Annotated in this window: 20 protein-coding genes; 7 read left to right on the forward strand and 13 right to left on the reverse strand. The window is 74.3% G+C overall.

From position 1 onward, the window contains the following. Nucleotides 1-14 precede the first annotated feature (14 nt). From ACIP5K_RS30590 to ACIP5K_RS30600, 3 genes are all read right to left on the reverse strand, one after another. The gene (locus tag ACIP5K_RS30590; protein WP_401414752.1) at nt 15-1,274 is read right to left on the reverse strand and encodes a family 2 encapsulin nanocompartment cargo protein terpene cyclase; all 1,260 of its coding nucleotides are present in this window, start codon (nt 1,272-1,274) and stop codon (nt 15-17) included. 59 nt (nt 1,275-1,333) lie between these two features. Then, nucleotides 1,334-2,746 carry a family 2B encapsulin nanocompartment shell protein gene (locus ACIP5K_RS30595; RefSeq protein ID WP_401414754.1) on the reverse strand — a complete coding sequence of 471 codons (1,413 nt, stop codon included), beginning with the start codon at nt 2,744-2,746 and terminating at the stop codon, nt 1,334-1,336. A gap of 238 nt (nt 2,747-2,984) precedes the next feature. Further along, nucleotides 2,985-4,094, reverse strand: coding sequence for an alkene reductase (locus tag ACIP5K_RS30600; protein ID WP_401414756.1), 1,110 nt, complete (start codon nt 4,092-4,094; stop codon nt 2,985-2,987). Nucleotides 4,095-4,155: 61 nt separating this feature from the next. On the opposite strand from ACIP5K_RS30600, the gene ACIP5K_RS30605 reads away from it, so the two are divergent. Then, complete coding sequence (locus tag ACIP5K_RS30605; protein ID WP_401414758.1) at nt 4,156-4,518, forward strand: MerR family transcriptional regulator; 363 nt, start codon at nt 4,156-4,158, stop codon at nt 4,516-4,518. A 63-nt stretch (nt 4,519-4,581) separates the two neighbouring features. Here the strand turns inward: ACIP5K_RS30605 and ACIP5K_RS30610 are convergent, their stop codons facing one another. Then, a complete protein-coding gene (locus ACIP5K_RS30610; protein ID WP_401414759.1) occupies nt 4,582-5,493 on the reverse strand; it encodes an arginase family protein in 912 nt (303 codons plus the stop codon). Nucleotides 5,494-5,740: 247 nt separating this feature from the next. Here ACIP5K_RS30610 and ACIP5K_RS30615 point away from each other — a divergent pair, with 247 nt between their 5' ends. Together ACIP5K_RS30615 and ACIP5K_RS30620 are read left to right on the forward strand one after the other, a co-directional pair. Continuing rightward, the gene (locus tag ACIP5K_RS30615; protein WP_401414761.1) at nt 5,741-6,946 is read left to right on the forward strand and encodes a CaiB/BaiF CoA transferase family protein; all 1,206 of its coding nucleotides are present in this window, start codon (nt 5,741-5,743) and stop codon (nt 6,944-6,946) included. 269 nt (nt 6,947-7,215) lie between these two features. Further along, the gene (locus tag ACIP5K_RS30620; protein ID WP_401414762.1) at nt 7,216-7,593 is read left to right on the forward strand and encodes a signal peptidase I; all 378 of its coding nucleotides are present in this window, start codon (nt 7,216-7,218) and stop codon (nt 7,591-7,593) included. Nucleotides 7,594-7,612: 19 nt separating this feature from the next. Here ACIP5K_RS30620 and ACIP5K_RS30625 read toward each other — a convergent pair whose 3' ends face one another. After that, nucleotides 7,613-8,449 carry an undecaprenyl-diphosphate phosphatase gene (locus ACIP5K_RS30625; RefSeq protein WP_401414764.1) on the reverse strand — a complete coding sequence of 279 codons (837 nt, stop codon included), beginning with the start codon at nt 8,447-8,449 and terminating at the stop codon, nt 7,613-7,615. Between the two features lie 211 nt (nt 8,450-8,660). Between ACIP5K_RS30625 and ACIP5K_RS30630 the strand changes: the two genes are divergently transcribed. Beyond that, nucleotides 8,661-9,515 (forward strand): NmrA/HSCARG family protein, encoded by an 855-nt coding sequence (locus ACIP5K_RS30630; RefSeq protein ID WP_401414766.1) that lies wholly within the window; start codon nt 8,661-8,663, stop codon nt 9,513-9,515. Between the two features lie 17 nt (nt 9,516-9,532). On the opposite strand, the gene ACIP5K_RS30635 is transcribed toward ACIP5K_RS30630, so the two are convergent. Continuing rightward, nucleotides 9,533-10,153 carry a helix-turn-helix domain-containing protein gene (locus ACIP5K_RS30635; protein ID WP_401414767.1) on the reverse strand — a complete coding sequence of 207 codons (621 nt, stop codon included), beginning with the start codon at nt 10,151-10,153 and terminating at the stop codon, nt 9,533-9,535. 198 nt (nt 10,154-10,351) lie between these two features. On the opposite strand from ACIP5K_RS30635, the gene ACIP5K_RS30640 reads away from it, so the two are divergent. The 3 genes from ACIP5K_RS30640 to ACIP5K_RS30650 all read left to right on the forward strand — a co-directional run bounded on the left by ACIP5K_RS30640 (nt 10,352) and on the right by ACIP5K_RS30650 (nt 12,326). Then, nucleotides 10,352-11,350 (forward strand): alpha/beta fold hydrolase, encoded by a 999-nt coding sequence (locus tag ACIP5K_RS30640; RefSeq protein WP_401414769.1) that lies wholly within the window; start codon nt 10,352-10,354, stop codon nt 11,348-11,350. A gap of 81 nt (nt 11,351-11,431) precedes the next feature. Next, a complete protein-coding gene (locus ACIP5K_RS30645) occupies nt 11,432-11,800 on the forward strand; it encodes an STAS domain-containing protein (protein WP_401414771.1) in 369 nt (122 codons plus the stop codon). A gap of 157 nt (nt 11,801-11,957) precedes the next feature. Beyond that, nucleotides 11,958-12,326, forward strand: a complete 369-nt coding sequence (locus ACIP5K_RS30650; protein WP_401414773.1) for an ATP-binding protein — start codon at nt 11,958-11,960, stop codon at nt 12,324-12,326. Nucleotides 12,327-12,328: 2 nt separating this feature from the next. Here ACIP5K_RS30650 and ACIP5K_RS30655 read toward each other — a convergent pair whose 3' ends face one another. From ACIP5K_RS30655 to ACIP5K_RS30685, 7 genes are all read right to left on the reverse strand, one after another. Then, nucleotides 12,329-13,909, reverse strand: coding sequence for a SpoIIE family protein phosphatase (locus tag ACIP5K_RS30655; RefSeq protein WP_401414775.1), 1,581 nt, complete (start codon nt 13,907-13,909; stop codon nt 12,329-12,331). Beyond that, complete coding sequence (locus ACIP5K_RS30660) at nt 13,906-15,705, reverse strand: ATP-binding protein (RefSeq protein WP_401414777.1); 1,800 nt, start codon at nt 15,703-15,705, stop codon at nt 13,906-13,908. Before ACIP5K_RS30660 ends, ACIP5K_RS30655 begins: the two co-directional genes overlap by 4 nt. A gap of 11 nt (nt 15,706-15,716) precedes the next feature. After that, entirely contained in the window at nt 15,717-16,796 is a 1,080-nt protein-coding gene (locus tag ACIP5K_RS30665; protein ID WP_401414778.1) for an ATP-binding SpoIIE family protein phosphatase, read from the reverse strand. Further along, the gene (locus ACIP5K_RS30670; protein ID WP_401414779.1) at nt 16,784-17,203 is read right to left on the reverse strand and encodes an ATP-binding protein; all 420 of its coding nucleotides are present in this window, start codon (nt 17,201-17,203) and stop codon (nt 16,784-16,786) included. The genes ACIP5K_RS30665 and ACIP5K_RS30670 overlap by 13 nt, the downstream gene beginning before the upstream one ends. Then, nucleotides 17,200-17,577 carry an STAS domain-containing protein gene (locus tag ACIP5K_RS30675; protein ID WP_401414780.1) on the reverse strand — a complete coding sequence of 126 codons (378 nt, stop codon included), beginning with the start codon at nt 17,575-17,577 and terminating at the stop codon, nt 17,200-17,202. Before ACIP5K_RS30675 ends, ACIP5K_RS30670 begins: the two co-directional genes overlap by 4 nt. Continuing rightward, entirely contained in the window at nt 17,574-18,422 is an 849-nt protein-coding gene (locus ACIP5K_RS30680; RefSeq protein ID WP_401414781.1) for an STAS domain-containing protein, read from the reverse strand. The genes ACIP5K_RS30675 and ACIP5K_RS30680 overlap by 4 nt, the downstream gene beginning before the upstream one ends. Before the next feature lie 159 nt (nt 18,423-18,581). Continuing rightward, the gene (locus tag ACIP5K_RS30685) at nt 18,582-19,019 is read right to left on the reverse strand and encodes an SRPBCC family protein (protein WP_401414783.1); all 438 of its coding nucleotides are present in this window, start codon (nt 19,017-19,019) and stop codon (nt 18,582-18,584) included. Between the last annotated feature and the right edge of the window lie 84 nt (nt 19,020-19,103).

Here is a 19,103-nt window from a genome sequence, read left to right on the forward strand (position 1 = left end):
AAGGGTCCTATCTCTTACCAGAAGTCGGGCAGGCTGTAGCGGTAGGTGTTGTTCTGGTGCCAGTGGTGGTTTCCGTCGACCCACGCGGCGACGCCGCGCAGGAAGCGCTGGACGGCCGGCAGGGGCAGTTCGGCGGCCAGGTCGGCGGCCGCGCTCTCGAAGTCGCGCATGAGGTCGTTGTGGACCTCGACCGACTTCAGGTAGGCGTCCCGGTCGGAGAGGCCCTCCCGTTCCGCGATGACCACCGGAAGGTTCAAGTGCGTTCCGGGGGCGTCGAGTTCCTTCGTGTACGAGTAGAGGTCGTTGACGATGGTCGTCGCGTTCCCGGCAAGCGCGATGACCTTCTGCATGTCGGGCCGTGCGTGCAGGTCCGCCGGCAGTTCGTAGCCGCCGACGGTGTCGGTGATGGTGGGGCAGGGCCGGAAGTTGTTGAACTGGCGCATCGCCAGGTACTCCCAGACCTCCGGCACCCGTTCCTCCTGGGCCCAGGCGGCCTCGGCGAGATAGCCCAGGTGCAGCCGGGCCATGTCGTGCCGGTAGCGGTCGGCCTGGGAGGCGCTGCCCTGCCGGACGAAGTACTCCATGGCGGAGCGGTACGCGCGTCGCGGGGCGTCCGCGTGCAGGGACGCGGCCCAGTCGGGCTGGTACTCCGCCGTCGTGTGGAGCGGGTCGAGCGCGGTGTGGGCGAGGAGCAGGCGCTCGCCGAGTCCGACGGGCGAGCCGCCGTGGTCCTCGCAGTAGCAGTCGTCCACCGCGTTCTCGGCCACCATCAGCCGGGTGGCGATCATCAGGTGGTCGACGGTGGGGGCGTCGGGATGGCAGCCGACCATGTAACTGCCCACGGAGAAGCCGTCGAACTCCTCGGCCCAGTCGTCGGGATAGAGGGAGACCTCGTCCAGCGCCCAGTCCTTGATCCTGCGGCTGACCTCCGCGACGCGCACGGGGTCGGGCTCGGGGATCGGGTGGTGGTAGAGGCCGGGGATCGGCGTGCCCGTCCCGGCGGGCGGCGCCGCCGGGGGCGCCGCCTCGGGGAGGGTGAGCCGCAGGCCCGTGGTGCCGATGCCGCTCGGGCCGCTCAGCAGGCGCGCCAGACCGGTGTCCGGCGGGACGGCCGGGGTAGCTGCCGCCGGGGCGGGGACGGCCGGGGGCGGCGCGGCGAAGGCGGCGCTGATGTCGCGCGCGCGGGCGGCGGCATCGGCCAGGACCTGCCCGCCGTAGCGGGAGGCCTCGGGCGGCACGCCCGCGCGCGGCGGGCTCGGCTCAGGCGGTGGCATCCATGACTCCTTGAGGGCTCCTTGTGTTGCGGGGCACCGGGCGGCGCGGCGCTGTGCCGCTACCTGGGCCAGCGGGAGATCTGCACGTTCTCCAGGACACCGACGGCGTCCGGCACGAGGATCGCGGCCGAGTAGTAGGTACTGACGAGGTACGACGTGATGGCCTTCTCGTCGACGCCCATGAACCGGACCGAGAGTCCCGGCTCGTACTCGTCGGGCAGGCCGGTCTGCCGCAGCCCGATGACGCCCTGCTCCTCCAGGCCGGTCCGCATGATGAGGATGGAGCTGGTGCGTTCCTTGGTGATGGGGATCTTGTCGCAGGGCAGGAGGGGGACCCCGCGCCAGGCCATGACGCGGTGCCCTTCGAGGTCCATGTCCTCCGGGTAGAGGCCGCGCGCGTTGAACTCGCGGCCGATCGCCGCGATGGTGCGGGGGTGGGCGAGGTAGAACTTCGATCCGCGGCGGCGGCAGAGCAGCGAGTCCAGGTCGTCGGGGGTCGGCGGGCCGGCGTGCGTCTGGATGCGCTGCTTGAAGTCGGCGTTGTGCAGCAGCCCGAACTCGGGGTTGTTGATGAGTTCGTGTTCCTGGCGTTCGCGCAGCGCCTCGATGGTGAGCCGGAGCTGCTCCTCCGTCTGGTTCATCGGCACGTTGTAGAGGTCGGCGACCCTGGTGTTGACGCGCAGGATGGTCTGGGCGACCGACAGTTCGTACTCGCGGGGCCGGGCCTCGTAGTCGACGAACGCGCCGGGCAGCTCGTGCTCCCCGTGGTGGCCCGCCGACATCGCGATCTCGGCCTCGCCGCGGTGGTTCTGGCGCTGCCGCGACCGGGACCGGAAGGCCTCGACGTGGTCCCGCAGGTCCGGCGCGCCGGCCAGGACGGAGGCGAAGTCGGCGCGGGAGAGGGTGAGCAGGGTGCCGGACGTCTCGGCGACGGCGGTCTGCTCCCACCGGGCGTCCTCGTCGAGCAGCGCCTCGTCCCCGAACCGGTCGCCGTCGGCGAGGACGTCGAGGGTGACGTCGTCGCCGAACTCGCCGGCGGCGAGCTGGCTCACGCGTCCGTGGGCGATGAGGTGGAGCCGGTCCGCGGGCGTTCCGCGCTCGACGAGGGTCTCGCCGTCCCGGAAGTCGCGCTGGACGCAGCGCTCGGCTAGGGCGGTCAGCACCTCCACGTCGTCGAAGCCGCGCAGCAGCGGCAGTTCGCCGAGTTCGCGCGGGATGACGCGGACGCGGGATCCGTCCTGGACGAAGTCGACGCTGCCGTCACCGACGGTGTAGGTCAGGCGGCGGTTCACCCGGTAGGCGCCGCCCGTGGTCTCCACCCAGGGCAGCATCCGCAGCAGCCAGCGGGAGCTGATCTCCTGCATCTGCGGGGCCGACTTGGTGGTGGTGGAGAGGTTGCGGGCGGCCGCCGTGCCCAGACTGGATTGCCGTGGCGGCTCCCGCCGGGCCTCGGGGATCGAGTCAACAGTCAACGGGTGTCTCTCCGGTTTCAGAGGTGGGGACTTCGGAGCTGGCAGGAAATGGTCGGGCAAATGCCCTTGTGGGCAACGGAGTTAGGACCGGTTGATCCGGATTGCAGGTGAACGTTAAGGGCCCGCGACGGCGGGGATCCAGGAGAACCGGGGGACATTAACTCGATCCGATGATCGCGGCCGCCGGATGTTTGCGCGCCGGACGGGGCGGTCTCGGGGTGCCGCCGACCCGGCGCGGTCAGCCGTACGGGAGCAGGCGCGGGTAGTCGGTGTAGCCGGTGGCGCCTCCGGTGTACATCGCGTACCGGTCGCGTACGGCGTTGACCGGCGCGCCCGTGCGCAGCCGGTGCACGAGGTCGGGGTTGGCGAGGAAGGGCCGGCCGAGCGCGATGAGGTCGGCGCCGGCCGCGAGGAGCCGTTCGCCGGCCGCGCGGCCGCCGTCGGCGGGGATCCGGTCGGCGGGCAGCACCGGGTTGGCGATCAGGGTGCCGGTCCAGCGTGCGCGCAGCCGGGCGAACAGCGGCTGTCCGGGGTCGGCGAACGCGAGGTGCAGATAGGCGAGGTCCTGGCCCGCGACGGCCTCCAGCAGGGCGGGGTACAGCTCGTCGGCGTCCGTGTCGGCGACGCCGTTGACGGCGCGTCCCGGCGAGATGCGCAGCCCGGTGCGGTGCGCGCCGATCGCGGTGGCGACGGCGTCGACGACCTCGGTGGTGAAGCGGATGCGGTGCGCGACCGGGCCGCCGTAGGCGTCGGTGCGCCGGTTGGTGCCGGTGGCGAGGAACTGGTGGAGCAGGTAGCCGTTGGCGCTGTGCACCTCCACCCCGGCGAAGCCCGCGTCGACGGCGCGGCGGGCGGCGGCCGCGAAGTCGGCGACGGTCCGCCGGATGTCGTCGGCCGTCATCTCGCGCGGGACGACGGCGTCCTGGCGGCCGGAGGGCGTGTGCAGGGGCTCGGGCAGCGGGATCGGCGAGGGGGCGATCGGGGTGTGGCCGCTGGTGTCGGGGTGGCCGACGCGTCCGCCGTGCTGAATCTGGAGGAACATCGGTCCGCCGCCCGCGGCCCGGACCGCCCGGGTGACCCGGCGCCAGCCCTCGGTGTGGGCGTCGGTGTGCAGGGCGGTGATGTGGGGGTAGGTCTGGCCGACCGCGTTCGGGGTGGACGCCTCGGCGATGATCGCCCCGGCGGTGGCGCGCTGGGCGTAGTACTCGGCCATCAGGGCGGTGGGGGTGCCGTCGGCGTCGGCGCGGTTGCGGGTCATGGGCGCGATGACCAGGCGGTTGGCGAGGTCGTGGCCGGCGAGCCGGGCGGGGGCCAGGAGCGGGGAGACGGGCGTCGTTTCGGAAGTCATGCCGGTACCGTAGAAGTTGACATCAATGTGAGAATCAAGCCGGCGGGGTGTGAGGTGCGTCATGCGGATCGGTGAGCTGGCCCGGCGGACGGGCGTCAGCGAGCGCTCGTTGCGCTACTACGAGCAGGAGGGCCTGCTGTCGGCCCGGCGCACCCCGGGCGGGCACCGGGAGTTCGACGACGGGGCGGTGGACCGGGTGCGGCGGGTCCAGGAGTTGTACGCCGCGGGGCTGTGCAGCGCGAAGATCGTGAAGCTGCTGCCGTGCATGCGGGACAGCGACGGCGGCCCGGCGGAGACCGCCGACACGTTCCTCGTGGCCGAGCTGACGGTGGAGCGGGACCGCATCGACCGGATGATCGCGGACCTTCAGCGCTCGCGCTCCCTGCTGGACACGGTCATCGACAACGCCGGCGCCTCCCGGTGAGCGGACGGCCCGGCGCGCCGGCCCGCGCCCGCTGACGCGCCGGCCGCCGACGGGCCCCCGGCGTCACGCCGGGCGGGAACCGAGGGCCCGCACCAGGGCGCCGACCAGCGCGTCGACCAGTGTCCCGTCGGGGTCCCGGTGGGGGTTGACCTCGGTGACCACCAGGGTCGCCAGCGGCGGCGCGGAGCCGAACTCGGCGAGGCAGTCGAAGGCGACGCCGACCGGCAGCCCTTCGTTGTAGTGCGGGAAGTCGGCGAGCGGGAAGTCCACGGAGTCGATCACGTCGACGTCGAAGTGCAGCACGAACCGCTCGTGGTGGGCGGCGAGTTCGCGCCAGAACGCGCGCGCCTCGGCGACCGGGTCGGTGCCCGGCGCGGTCAGCTCGGTGCAGGACCTGGCCCGCAGCCCGTACGCGGCGAGGCGCTCGCGCCCCGCCGGTCCCAGCTCCGCCGGCTCGTAGCCGAACGCCGCGACGGCGGAGACCGGCATCAGCGGGGTGCGCGGCCCCACGTCCCGCAGCTCCGGCGCGCCGTCGCCGAGCAGGTGGGACAGCACCATCGTGTCGAGGATCCCGGACCGGCTGGTCCCGGGCACCGACAGGTCCAGGTCGCCGTCGAAGTAGAGGAGCCCGGTGCCGGGCCGGCGGGCGACGTGGGCGGCGAGCACGCCGAGCGTGATCGTGCAGTCGCCGCCGATCACCAGCGGGACCGCGCCGGAGTCGAGGAGCGCGCCGACCCGGTCGGCCACGGCGCGGGCCACCTCGACGACCCGTGGGAGGTTCTGCCGGTCGCGGCGCAGGGGGTCGGTCCTGAACGGCACCACGGGCAGGTCCCCGTGGTCGGTGACCTTCACCCCGGCGGCCCGCAGCCGGTCCACGAGACCGGCGGAGCGCAGGGCCGCGGGGGCCTTCTCCTGTCCCGGGCCGTGCGTCCCCGCGCAGGACGGCACTCCCAGCAGCGCGAATTCCTCGGTCATGGTGCGGCCCTCCTCGACTCGTCCCGGGCGTGCCCGGCGGGCGGGTCCGCCTCGGCGCCGTCGCCCGCCCGGGCCGATGGTAGTGGCCGGGCCCCTCGTGCGCCGGGCCCAAGGGCCGTGCGCGGGCGGCGGGTTCGGCTCCGGCGGCGCCGGGCGCCGGGTGCCGCGGCCGGGGGCTCATGATGGCAGCTCCGGTACGGGGTGCTGCCCGGCCCGGCCGCCGCCCCGCCGACCTGGAGGTCCTCGCATGACCGAACCGACCGACCGCGCCGCCGCGCCGCCCCTCGCGGGCATCACCGTCGTCAGCCTCGAACAGGCGGTGGCGGCGCCGTTCGCCACGCGGCAACTGGCCGATCTCGGGGCGCGCGTGATCAAGATCGAGCGTCCGGACGGCGGGGACTTCGCCCGGCGCTACGACACGACGGTCGACGGTGAGTCCAGCTATTTCGTGTGGCTCAACCGGTCCAAGGAGTCCCTGACGCTGGACGTGAAGTCGGCCGCGGGCCGCGCCGTCCTGGACGAACTCCTCGCGGACGCCGACGTCTTCGTGCAGAACCTCGGCCCCGGCGCGGCCGCCCGGCTGGGCCTCGACCCGGGGAGCCTGGCCGAGCGGCACCCGTCGCTGATCGCCTGCACGATCTCGGGCTGGGGCACCACGGGCCCCTGGGCCGACCGCAAGGCGTACGACCTGCTGGTGCAGTGCCAGACCGGCCTGGTCTCGCTGACCGGCACCCCGGAGGGCACGGCCAGGACCGGGGTGTCGGTCGCCGACATCGCCGCGGGCATGTACGCCTACACCGGGATCCTGACCGCACTGTTAACCCGGGCGACGACGGGTGTGGCGCGCGCCGTGGAGGTGTCCCTCTTCGAGGCGCTCGCGGAGTGGATGAGCCAGCCCGCGTACTACACGCGGCACGGGGGGACACAGCCGCCGCGCATCGGTACGCGGCACGCCACCATCGCCCCGTACGGCGCCTACCCCGCGGCCGACGGCAAGGAGGTGCTCTTCTCCATCCAGAACGAGCGAGAGTGGGTCGCGCTGTGCGCACACTTCCTGGAGCGGCCGGAGTTGGCCGACGATCCCCGGTTCGCCACGGGCCCGGACCGGGTGGCCCACCGCGAGGAGCTCGACGCGATCGTCGCCGCGCGGTTCGGGCGCTGCGACAGCGCCGAGGTGGCGCGGGCCCTGGACGCGGCGGGCATCGCCAACGCGGGGGTGAACGACGTCGCCGCGTTCCTGGCCCATCCGGTGCTCGCGGAGCGGGGGCGCTGGGTGGACGTCGCCGCCCCGGGCGGCACCGTACGGGCCCTGCGGCCGCCCGCCGACCTGGCCGGCCTCGACGCCCGGATGGATCCGGTGCCCGCGCTGGGCGCGCACACCGGCGCCATCCTGGCCGCCCAGGGCCGCACCCCCGCCGAGATCGCCCGCCTCCGGGCCGACGGCGTCGTCTGACTCCCGGCGGCGGGTCCGGCGGGCGGGGGCCGGTCCGACCCGGGCCGCCCGGCCCCTCCCCCGCCGGGCGGTCGCGCCGCGCGCTGTCCGCGGAGCGAGTCCGTCGGCCGCTGAGCGCGGTCACGCCCGGCGCGGGCCCGGTGCCCGGCCCCGCGGCCGTCGAGAATCGGCCGTGGAGCCACTGTGCCGGGACCCCGCGCGGTGGCTCCGCCCCGCCCGCGCCGCGCCGGGGGCGGGCGCGCCCGGGCCGGCTGCTAGCGTCCGGGCTCGTGAGCGACAACGTATACGTGGGCAACGCGGGCACGGACGCGGCACTGGACCGGGGCTGGCTCCTGGGGCATTTCAAGGACGCCGGGGATCCGCGGCACAGCGAGGACGTGGAGATCAAGTGGGGCGTCCACCCGCGCGGTGACGAGCGGCAGCGCTGGGTGCGGGGCGAGGAGCGCACGGCTCTCCTCGTCCTCGTCAGCGGCCGCTTCCGGGTCGAACTGCCGGGCCGCAGCGTCCTGTTGGAGCGGCAGGGCGACTACGTCGTGTGGGGGCACGGCGTCGACCACTCCTGGTGCGCCGAGGAGGAGTCGGTGGTGCTGACCGTCCGCTGGCCGTCCGTGCCCGGGTACGCGGTGCCGGCCGCGGACCCGGCGTGACCGGCCGCCCTCCGCCCGCTCAGGCGTCGAGCACGCCCGCGCCGAGCAGCGCGAACACCAGCGCCCCGATGACGATCCGGTAGACGACGAACGCGTTGAAAGTGTGCCGGGCGACGAACCTGAGGAGCCAGGCGATGGAGGCGTAGGCGACGACGAACGACACCAGGGTGCCGATGACCAGCGGGGCGGCGCCGACGCCGCCGCCCACGGCGTCCTTGAGTTCGTACAGGCCGGCGCCGGTCAGGGCCGGGAGTCCGAGGAAGAAGGAGAGCCGGGTGGCGGCGACCCGGTCCAGGTCGAGGAGCAGCGCCGTCGACATGGTCGCCCCGGAGCGGGAGAAGCCGGGGAAGAGCAGGGCCAGGATCTGCGAGCAGCCGACGAGCATCGCGTCCTTGAAGGTGGTGTCGGCCTCGCCGCGCCGGTGCCGTCCGCGCCGGTCCGCGGCCCACATCACCCCGCTGCCGACGATCAGCGAGCCCGCCACGACCCACAGCGACGCCAGCGGCCCTTCGATGAGGGGCTTCGCGGCCAGTCCGACGACGACGATGGGGACGGTGGCGTAGATGACCCACCAGGTGAACCTGTAGTCGTGGCCGGTGCGCTGGTCGCGGTCGGCGAGGCCGCGTCCCCAGGCGGTGACGAAGCGCACGATGTCGCGGAAGAAGTAGACGAGGACGGCGGCGATGGCGCCGACCTGGATGACCGCGGTGAAGGCGACGACCGCCTTGTCGTCCACGGGGATGTCCATCAGCCCCTCGGCGATCTTCAGATGGCCGGTGGAGGACACGGGGAGGAACTCGGTCACCCCCTCGACCACGCCGAGCACCACGGCCTGCCCGATTCCGATGGTGCTCAAGGCTGACGTCCTTCGGGGGAGATGACCGGCGGGGTGTGCGGCGCTGACGACCGCTCCTGTAGATACTCGCGCACCGGGCGGGGCCGCCGGGTGTGAATCGGGCAAGAAACCCGGGCGTCGCCCGGCCCCGGTCGGGCGAGTTCCGGTGGCCGCCCGGGGGCGGGTGGCCGAGGGTGGGGCCGACGGGCGCCGCGACCACGGGAGGACCGGCATGACGATCGCCGTACTGGGAGCCACCGGCGGACAGGGCGGTGCCGTGCTGGCCGCGCTGCGGGAGGCGGGCCGGCCGGTGCGCGCGGTGGTCCGTGATCCGTCGTCGGCCCGGGCGCGGGGTCTCGCCGCCGCCGGGGCCGAGCTGGTGACGGCCGACCTCACCGACGTCGCCGCCCTCACGGCGGCCTTCACGGGGGTGGCCGGGGCGTTCGCGGTCACCACGCCCTTCGAGGACGGCCTGGACGCGGAGGTGCGGCAGGGCACCGCCGTCGTGGAGGCCGCCTCCCGCGCGGATCTGCCCCATCTGGTCCTGGCGTCGGTCGCCGCCGCGGACCGGAACACCGGCATCCCGCACTTCGAGTCGAAGGCCCGCATCGAGGAGGTGCTCGCCGACTCGGACGTGCCCGCGACGGTCGTCGCCCCCACCTACTTCTACGACAACGCGCTCGGGGAACTCCAGGAGGTGGCGCAGGGCGAGATGAAGCTGGCGCTGCCGCCCGACACGCCGTTGCAGCAGGTGGCCCGCCGTGACCTCGGCCGGGTCGTCGCCGCCGTGCTGGCCGACCCCACGCGCTGGCTGGGCGCCCGCGTGGAAGTCGCCGGGGACGATCCGACCCCGGCGCAGATGGCCCGGGCGATCGGCACCGCGGCCGGCGGGACGGTCGTCTACCGGCAGGTTCCGCTGGAGGCGGTGCGCCGGTCCAGCCCCGACATGGGGGCCATGTACGACTACCTCACGCGGGTGGGCTACGCCGTCGACCTCCCGGCGCTGCACGCCGCTTTTCCGCGCGTGCCCTGGACGTCGTTCGCCTCCTGGGCGGCGGAGCAGTCCTGGCCCACGCCGGGGGCCTGAGCGGCGCGCCCCGGCCGTCAGGGCGGCCGGTGGCTCTCGCGGGCGGGCGGCGCGGGCGTGCGGGGGCGGAGGCGCTCGCCCTGCGGGCCGAACATGATCAGGTACTCGACCGGTCCCCCGGGCCCGGCGTTCGCCACCGCGTGCGGGGTGCGGGTGTCGAACTCCGCGACGTCCCCGGCGGCGAGGACGAGGACCTGGTCGCCGAGCGCGAGCCGCAGCCGCCCGTACAGGACGCACAGCCACTCGTGGCCCTCGTGGGAGACCTGCCGGGGCGGCACGGCCGGCCGCTCGTCGACGGCGGGCAGCACGTGCTTGTGGGCGTGCAGCCCGCCGACGTAACGGGTGAGCGGCAGGACCGCCTTGTCACCCCTGTCTCCCTTGTCGTCGGCGGGGGCAGGCGGGCGCGGCGCGGGGGCGGTGCCCGCCAGTTCGTCCAGGGAGACGTCGTACGCCTTCGCCAGCCGCAGCAGCGTCTCCAGGGTGGGCGGGCGGCGGCCGGTCTCGATCCGCGACAGGGTGCTCGGCGCGAGGCCGGTCGCGCAGCCGACGGCGGCGAGCGTGGCGCCGTGCCGCTCGCGCGCGGCGCGCAGCCGGGGGCCCAGCGCCGCCAGTGTGCCGTGCACGTCGTCGACCGTCATTGTCTCCGCGTCCCCTCGCCGTGCCCCGCACGCTCTCGTACCGTCCTGCCTGCGAGTTTGCCAGATCGTCAACAGCGATCGCGTCGGGCGGGTGCGGCGGCGCATGATCGACGGGTGGCCGCGGCGCGCGGGAGCGAGGTGCGCGGACCGCGCGAGTGAACCGATGCCGTACGCCGTCCCGCACCCCGAGGAGACCCCATGCAGCCCGAGACGTCCGCCCGCCCGCGCCACCGCGTCGTCGAGGCCCCGGCCGGGCGCCTGCACCTGGTCGAGCAGGGCAGCGGTCCGCTCGTCCTGCTCCTGCACGGCTTCCCCGAGTCCTGGTACTCCTGGCGCCACCAGCTTCCGGCCCTCGCGGCGGCCGGTCACCGTGCGGTGGCCGTCGACGTGCGCGGGTACGGCCGGTCCTCCCGGCCCGCGGAGCCCGCCGCCTACCGCCTGCTCGACCTGGTGGCGGACAACGTGGCCGTCGTCCGCGCCCTGGGCGAGGAGAGCGCGGTGGTCGTCGGCCACGACTGGGGCGCCACCATCGCCGCGACCTCGGGCCTGCTGCACCCCGAGGTGTTCCGCGCGGTCGGCCTGCTGAGCGTGCCCTACGCGCCGCCCGGCGGCCCCCGCCCCAGCGAGGTGTTCGGCGGGATCGGCGGCCCGGAGGAGGAGTTCTACGTCTCCTACTTCCAGGAGCCCGGCCGCGCCGAGGCGGAGATCGAGCCCGACGTCCGGGGCTGGCTCGCCGGCTTCTACGCGGCCCTGTCCGCCGACACCATGCCCGCGCCGGGCGCGCCCGACCCGCACTTCGTGACCCGCGGCGGCGGCGCCACCCTGCGCGACCGCTTCCCCGCGGCCACGCTCCCGTCCTGGCTGGGCGAGGACGACCTCGACGTCTACGCCGGGGAGTTCGAGCGCACCGGGCTGACCGGCGCCCTCAACCGCTACCGCGCCATGGACCGCGACTGGGAGGACCTCGCCGCGTACCGCGGGGCCCCGCTCACCCAGCCCTCCCTGTTCGCGGGCGGTACCCTCGACGCGTCCACGACCTGGCTGTCGGACGCCGTCGACGCCTTCCCCCGCACCCTTCCCGGCCTGTCGGGCCCGCACCTGCTGGACGGCTGCGGCCACTGGATCCAGCAGGAGCGCCCCGCCGAGGTGAACCGGCTGCTGACCGACTGGCTCGCGACCCTGCGTCCCGGTGGCTGACCCCCGCGCGCACCGGCGGACCGCAAGATCCGTCACGGGTCCCGGTTGGTCACCGCAGCAGGGTGTGCAAAGGTACGGGCCATGACATCAGGCAGCAGCGACACCCGCGTTGAGCAGCACGGAAGCATCGTCACGGTGGTCATATCCGGCGAAGCCGATCTGGGCGACCTCAGACAGATCACGGAAGCCCTCGACCAGGCCCTGCACGATCCGGACACCCGGGGCACGGTGATCGACCTGTCGGGTCTCACCTTCGCCGACAGCGTGCTGCTCAACCAGCTCCTCAAGGCGCACGCCCGGCACGCCGCCGCGGACCGGCCGCTGCGCGTGGCCGGTCCCCTGCACTCCGGCGTCAGCCGGCTGCTGGAGATCACGGCGGCCGACGAGATCCTCGCCGTCGCGGCCGACGTCGAGACCGCCGTGCGCGAACTCGACGCGATCAGTCGGTGACGCGCACGGCGGGACCCCGCCGCGACTTCGTCCGTGTGCCGCTCCGGAAGGCGGGCACGCGAACCGGACGTGCCGCACACATCACAGGACGAGACCCGACAGGCACGGCAGAGGGGACGTTGGGATGGTGAGCCCGCCCGCCCACGGGGCCACGGGGATGACCTGTGCCGAAGCGCGCAGCCGTGTCAGAGCAGCACTCCAGCCGCTGTGCGAGACGCTTCCGCCCCGGCAGGCCACGCTGCTGGTGCAGGACGCCTGTCTGGTCACCAGCGAGCTGGTCACCAACGCGCTGCTCCACGGGGCCGGCGTCCGGGACTTCGACGTGGGGGTGCGCGGCACGGCCCTGACCATCCGGGTCGGCGACCACAGCACCGACCCGCCGACCCCGCGCGCCCCGGCCCCCGCGGTGCCCGGCGGCAACGGCTGGATCATCATTCGGCGGCTCGCCGCCGAGATCACGATCGAGCCGGACGCGGCCGGCAAGACCATCAGCGTCGTCCTGGACGCCGCCCGCATGGCGGCCTGAGGTCAGCCGGCCCGGTGCGGGCCCACGGCGACGACCATGAGCGCGATGTCGTCACGGCCGTCCGGAGGCAGTTCCTTGAGCAGATGTCCGCACATGTCCTCGGGTGCGCGGGGCCCCTTCGCGGCGACGGCGGCGAGCCGGGCCAGCGAGGTGTCGATGTCCTCGTCGCGCCGCTCCACGAGGCCGTCCGTGGCCATCACCAGGACGTCGCCCTCGGCGACGGTGACGCGCGCGGCGGGCGGCTGCGGCAGGCCGAGTCCGAGCAGCGGGCCGTGGTCCCTGACATAGCCCGCCTCGGCGTCCCGGCCCAGCAGCAGGGGCGGCAGATGCCCGGCGTTGGCGATGTGCAGGACGCCCGTCGTCTCCTCCAGGAGCATGATGCACAGCGTGAGGGTGACCCCGCGGGCCACCGTCCTCAGGAGCGTGTCCAGCCGTTCGAGGATCGCCTGCGGCGGGTGCCCTTCGAGGGCGTACGCGCGCAGCCCGTGCCGGATCTGCCCCATGACCATGGCCGCCTCCAGCGAGTGCCCCGCGACGTCGCCCACGGCGGTGATGACGCCCGCGGGGGTGGTCAGGGCCTCGTAGAAGTCGCCGCCGATCTCGGCGTGCTCGCTGGCGGGCAGGTAGCGGACGGCGAACCGGGCGCGCGGGGTGCGGGGCAGTTCCTCGGGCAGGAACGAGCGCTGGAGGGTCAGCGCGAGGTTGTGCTCCTCGCTGTAGGTGCGCAGGGTCTCCAGGGCCAGTGCGGCGGTGTGCGTGACCTGGGCGAGGATCTCCTCGTCCTGCTCCTCGGCGTCCGGCGTGGCGTGTCCCGCCGCGGCGGGGACGGCGATGCAGGTGGCGGGGCGCCCCTTCTTGGTGCGGGCGGCGGCCAGCAGGTAGCGCCGTCCGTCGTCGGCCGACGTGTACGGCATGACGTGCACGCCGCTGCCGTCCAGCGCGGCCGCGACCCGGTCGAAGGCGTGCACGTCCAGGGGCGCGACGTCCGGGTGCCCGCGGGTGTGCGGGGTGCCGTCGGGGGCGGTGAGCCGGACGGCGGCCGGGCGGGTGAGGACCGCGGCCGCCCCGGCGGCGGCCGCGTCGGCGAGGCGCTGCGCGTCGGGGGCGCTGTACAGGGAGAGCGTGGCCCGGTGCAGCTGGTGCAGGCGCTCGGCGAGGGTCTCGGCGCGGCGGCGGGCGCGGGTGTAGCGCAGGGTCGCGGAGAGCGTGGCGATCAGCTCGTCGGGGGCGATGGGTTCCGTCAGGTAGGCGTCGGCGCCCCGGTTCAGGCCCTGGGTGCGGTCGGTGACGGAGACGGCGGTGGCGGAGATGTGCAGCACCGGGACGCCCGCCGTGCGCGCGTCCGCCTTGACCCGCTCGCACACCTCGAACCCGGTCATGTCCGGCAGCTGGATGTCGATGATGGCCGCGTCCGGGACCCGGGGGCCGTGCTGGAGCAGGTCGAGCGCCTGGGTGCCGTCCTCCGCCTCCAGGACCTCGTGCCCGGCCCGGCGCAGGGTGGTGCCCAGCACGTAGCGGGTGATGGCGTTGTCGTCGACGACCAGGACGAGGGCGGGGCCCCCGTCGGATGCGGAGTGCGTCATGGCCGGCGGCCGTCCTTCTCGGCGGCGCGGGCGGCGTCGGGTCCGCCGTGGCCCGGGCCCTGCCCGGGGAACAGCGCGGCGGCCAGGGTCGCCGCGGTGGCGCGGGACTTGGGCAGCAGCCCGCGGCCGTGCAGCCGGGCGCCCTCCACGTCGTCCGGGGCGGCGGAGGTGAGCAGGGCGACGGGCAGCCCCCGGGTGTCGGGGTCGGCCTCCAGGGCGGCCAGCAGCGCGTAGCCGTCCGGGGACGGCATCATCAGGTCCAGGAGGACGGCGTCGGGGCGCACCCGCCGGATCGTCTCCAGGGCGTGCGCGCTGTCGGTCACCTCCGTGTGGTGCCGGGCCAGTTCGCGCAGGGCGGGGCGCAGCGTGGCCAGGAAGTCCGGGTCGTCGTCCACCACCACGAGCGTGTCGAGGGGCAGCGGCGGGTGCGGGGCGCCGGCCTCCCCGGCCTCCTCGGCGGGCGGCCGCGCGGGCAGTTCCACCGTGACGCACGTGCCGTGGCCGGGGCTGCTCGTCAGGGTGAGGCGGCCGCCGAGGATGCCGGTCAGCCGCCGGGCGTAGGGCAGGCCGAGGCCGGTGCCCGCCCGTCCGCGCTGGTGCACGCCGCGCACCTGGTAGAACTCCTCGAAGACGCGCTCCAGTTGGTCCTCGGGGATGCCCACGCCGGTGTCGCGGACGGTCCACAGGAACCAGTCCTCGCCCGCGCGCGTCTCGGTGCCGACCTCCAGGCTCACCTCGCCGTGCTCGGTGAACTTGAGGGCGTTGGACAGCACGTTGCGCAGGACGCGGGTCAGGATGACCTCGTCGGTGACGAGGACCGGCGCCAGCCGGGGGTCGGCGATGTGCAGCCGGACGCCCGCGCGGGCCATGCCCTGCATCGTGCCCCGCAGCAGGTGGAGCAGGGTGCGCAGGTCGACCGGGGCCCAGTGCGGGTCGAGCCGGCCCGACTCGGCCTTGGCGACGTCCAGCAGTTCCTCGACGAGTGCGAGCACGGTCGTGCCGGACGCCGAGATCATGGTGGCCTGCTGGCGCTGCTCGGGGGTCAGTTCCTGCGCGTCGTCGGCGAGCAGCAGCCGGGCCAGGGCGATCACCGAGTTGATGGGCGAGCGCAGTTCGTGGCTGACGTTGGCCCAGAAGCGGGTCTTGGTCTCCGAGGCGAGCCGCAGCTGGCGGGACTTGTCCTCCAGCTCGGCGTACAGGGCGACCACGCCGCTGTTGGTCTCCTCCAGTTCGCGGGCCAGCTCGGAGTACATGGCCACGACGCCGCTGTTGGTGTCCTCCAGTTCGGCGTTGAGCCGCGTCAGCTCCTCCTGCTGGGCGCGCGACTCCTCCAGGGCGGCCAGCAGGTTGCGGTTCTGCAGGCGCAGCACCTCGCCCAGGTCGACGCCGTCGAGGGTGCGCAGCGCGGCCCGGCAGGCGGCGGCCGTCCCGTCCGGGCCGAGGGCGGTCAGCGGGGCGCGCTGGGCGAGGAGCACGCCCCGGCCGTCCGGGGCGAGGGCCGCCGCGTCCAGCAGCCGCTCGGCGGCCTCGGCGATGTTCGGGGCGAGCGTCCTGGGCGCGGTCCAGGTGAGCCGGGCCTCGACCCGGGCCTCGCCGTCGGCGACCACCAGGTCGAGGCGGCCGCGCAGCCCGGGGGTGCGCAGCAGGTCCTGGCCGGCCTCGCTGAGCACGGTCACCATCCGCACCAGGGCCTGCCCGTGCACGCCGGCGGCCCGGCACACGGCTTGCAGGCACCGGCGCAGCATCAGTACGGCCTGCTGGCCGTCCAGGGCGGTGGCGTACAGCTCGTACGTCACCGGAGCCTCGTTCACCGGGGCGCCGCCGGGACCACGACGATGCCGGCGTCGTCGCGGCGCAGTCCGGCCTGGTTGAGGATCTGTCCCGCGATCACCGAGGGGTGCCGGGTGAGCAGTCCGGGAAAGTCGGCCGGCGACCAGCGCTGGCTGAGGCCGTCGGAGTGCATCACCAGGGCGCTGCCGGGCGGCATCTCGGCCGAGTAGGTGCGCGCCGTGGGCATCTGCACGCCGACGATCCCGGGGTGGGACAGCAGGGCCGAGCGCCGGGAGTGGTCCACGACGAAGGCGCTGATGTTGCCGATCCCGCACAGGCTCACCTGTCCGGCGCGCAGGTCGACCTGGGCGACGGCGAGCGCGGCGCCGCGGGTGCCGCGCAGGCCCTCGTGCAGGCGGGCGACCACGTCGCGCGGCAGGTCCGCGCGGGTCTCGCGGAAGATCTGCCGGGCGCGTTCGCCGACGAGGGCGGCCAGCGGGCCGTGGCCGAGCCCGTCGCACATCAGGACGGTGAGCGTGCCGGGGCCTTCGCCGTCGGCCGGGGTGACGGCGCGCACGGCCCAGGTGTCGCCGCAGACCGTCTCGCCGCTGATGGGGCGGGTCAGGCCGGAGGAGACGGGGCGGGCGTCGGTCCAGGCGCCGGCGGGCCGCATCCCCGGCCGGGGCCGCTCCGCGCGGAACCGGGCGAGCAGCGCCGTCCCGCGGCCGGGCAGGGAGTGGACGTCGAAGGTGTCGGCGAGCCGCTCGATCGCGCCCAGGCCGATCCCGAGGGTGCCGGCGCTGGAGTGCCCGTCGCGGACGGCACCGACCACGTCGGCGATGCCGGGCCCGGTGTCGAGGCAGAGGATCTCGACCTCGACGCCGCCGTCGATCCGGCTGGGGCGCAGCGCGATGGCACCGTCGTCGGCGTGCCGCACGAGGTTGGTCGCGATCTCGGTCACGGCCAGCGACACATCGGCGACGCGTCCCTCGGCGAACCCGACGCGGCGGGCCAGGGCCGTCGCCTCGTGGCGGGCCGAGGCGGCGAGTGCGTCACCCGCCCGCAGCCACGTCAGGTCCTCGGGCTCGGTCACCGAGACACCGCTCAGCGGTTCCACTTGATCACTCTCACGGTCGTGCCCTGTCGTCCGGTCTCCAGATCGAACTCGTCCACGAGCCGCCGGGCGCCGCTGAGTCCGAGTCCCATGCCGCCGCCGGAGGTCCAGCCGTCGGTCATGGCGAGGTCCACGTCGTCGATGCCGGGGCCCTCGTCCTGGAACTCGACCCAGACGCCCCTGCGGCCGTCCTGGGCGGTGATCCGGCCCCGGATGACTCCCCCGCGTCCGTAGAGGATCATGTTGCGCCCCAGCTCGCTCGCGGCGGTGACCAGCTTCGTCTGGTGCACGAGGGACAGTCCCGCCTGCTGGGCCATGGTGCGCACCATCTGCCGGGCGGTGACCACGTCCGCGTTGCGGACCACCGTGACCGACTCGACCGGGGCGCCGTCGGCCCCGTGCGCGTTCACTTCCTGTCGCCGAGCTCGGGACGTGCGCCGCGCAGCAGCGCGAGACCCTGTTCGAGGTTGAGGGCCGTACGGACACCGTCGAGCGACAGGCCGAGCTCCACCAGGGTGATGGCGACGGCCGGGCGCATCCCGCACACGATGGTCGTGGCGCCCAGGATCCGGGAGATCGAGGCGATGGTCGCCAGCATGCGGCCGACGAACGAGTCGACGATCTCCACGGCGGAGATGTCGATGATCACGCCGCGGGCGCTGGTGGCGACGATCCGCTCGGACAGGTCCTCCTGGAGGTCGAGGACGGTCTGGTCCTCCAGGTCCGTCTGGATCGAGACCAGCAGGACGTCGCCGATCTTCATGACGGGTACACGCTCGGTCACAGCGAGCCCTCCGCCCACATCCGGCGCTGGCGGTCGGCGTCGGCCAGGGCGAAGCGCAGCGCGTCGGCCAGCGTCGCCTTGGTCGGGATGTCGCCGAACTCGACGCCGAGCGCCACCAGGGTCTGCGCGATCTGCGGGCGGACCCCGGAGATGGTGCAGGTGGCGCCCATCATGCGGGCGGCGACGACCGTCTTCAGCAGGTGCTGTGCCACCTGGGTGTCCACGGTGGGCACCCCGGTGATGTCGATGATGGCCTGCGTGGAGTTCGAGTCCACGAGCGCCTGGAGCAGCTTCTCCATGACGACCTGGGTGCGCGCGGAGTCGAGCGTGCCGACCAGCGGTACGCCGACGACGCCCTCCCACAGCTTCACCACGGGGGTCGACAGCTCCAGGAGCTGCTCGGCCTGCGAGGAGATGATCTCCTCGCGGGTCCTGGCGTGCTCCTCGACCGTGAACAGGCCGAGGTCGTCGAGGAGCCGCGCGAGGCCGAGGTAGGACCCGACGGCGGCGTCGTCGCCGGTGAGCGCGGGTTCGAGCACCGCCTTCAGCGCGAAGACGCCGACGGCCGTCTCGGTGGGCGTGAAGCCCTGCCGGGCGCGGTTGCGCGACAGCTCGACGAGGAGGCTGCGCACCTCGCCGAAGGCGTCTCCCCGGCCGGCCAGCCCGCCGACGCCGATCGCCCGGGTGAGGGCGTCGTAGAGGTCGCCGAGCTCGCGCTGGAGCTCGGCGTCGCTCAGCCGCCCGCGCAGCGTTCCGACGACCGAGCGCACCCACTTCGCCTGGAATTCGTCGCGCTGCTGCGTCAGGAGGTCGTACAGGCGCTGCCCGCCGATGTCACTGGTCACGTCGGCCTTTCGGGGTGGACGATCATATGGTCAATGCCGGCTGAGGATACGCCATGTGGACAGAGGTCCACCCACTGCTCCTGATAAAGGGATATCGGCGAAGCGGCGCCGGCGGGCGGGGCGCCTGCGCGCGGGAGTGCGGTCCGGGCCGCGCCCGGCTCAGCCGGCGGTGCGCTCCCGGGCCACCGTCTCGGCCAGCTTCTGGAACTCGCCGAGGTCGTAGTTGGCGAGCGTGGAGTCGAGGTTGGTCAGCGCCCCGATGCGCTCCACGAAGCCCTGGGGGTCGTACTCGATCTGGAGGGTCACCCGGCTGCTGGTCTCGCCGAGCCGGTGGAAGGTGACGACGCCCGCGTGCTCCACGCCCTCGACGGTGCGCCACGCGATGCGGTCCTCGGGAATCACCTCGGTCAGTTCGGCGACGAAGTTCTTGTCGGCGCCCGGCAGCTCCAGCTGCCAGGCGAACCTGCGCTCGTCCAGCCGCTCGACGATCCGTACGTGGCTCAGGAAAGCGGGCCAGCGCGACACGTCGCTCCACAGCTCCCAGGCCACGGCGACGGGCGCCTCGAGGTCGACGGTCTCCAACAGCGACGCGGACATGTGCGCCTCCCTTTCCGGTTCCGCCGGCCGGCCCCGGTGGTCCGGGCCCGTGCGGCATGAGGCTTCGGTACCCCCTCGCGGCGA

Source organism: Streptomyces sp. NPDC088785 (assembly GCF_044750685.1).
In the GTDB taxonomy this organism is placed as follows: Bacteria; Actinomycetota; Actinomycetes; order Streptomycetales; family Streptomycetaceae; genus Streptomyces.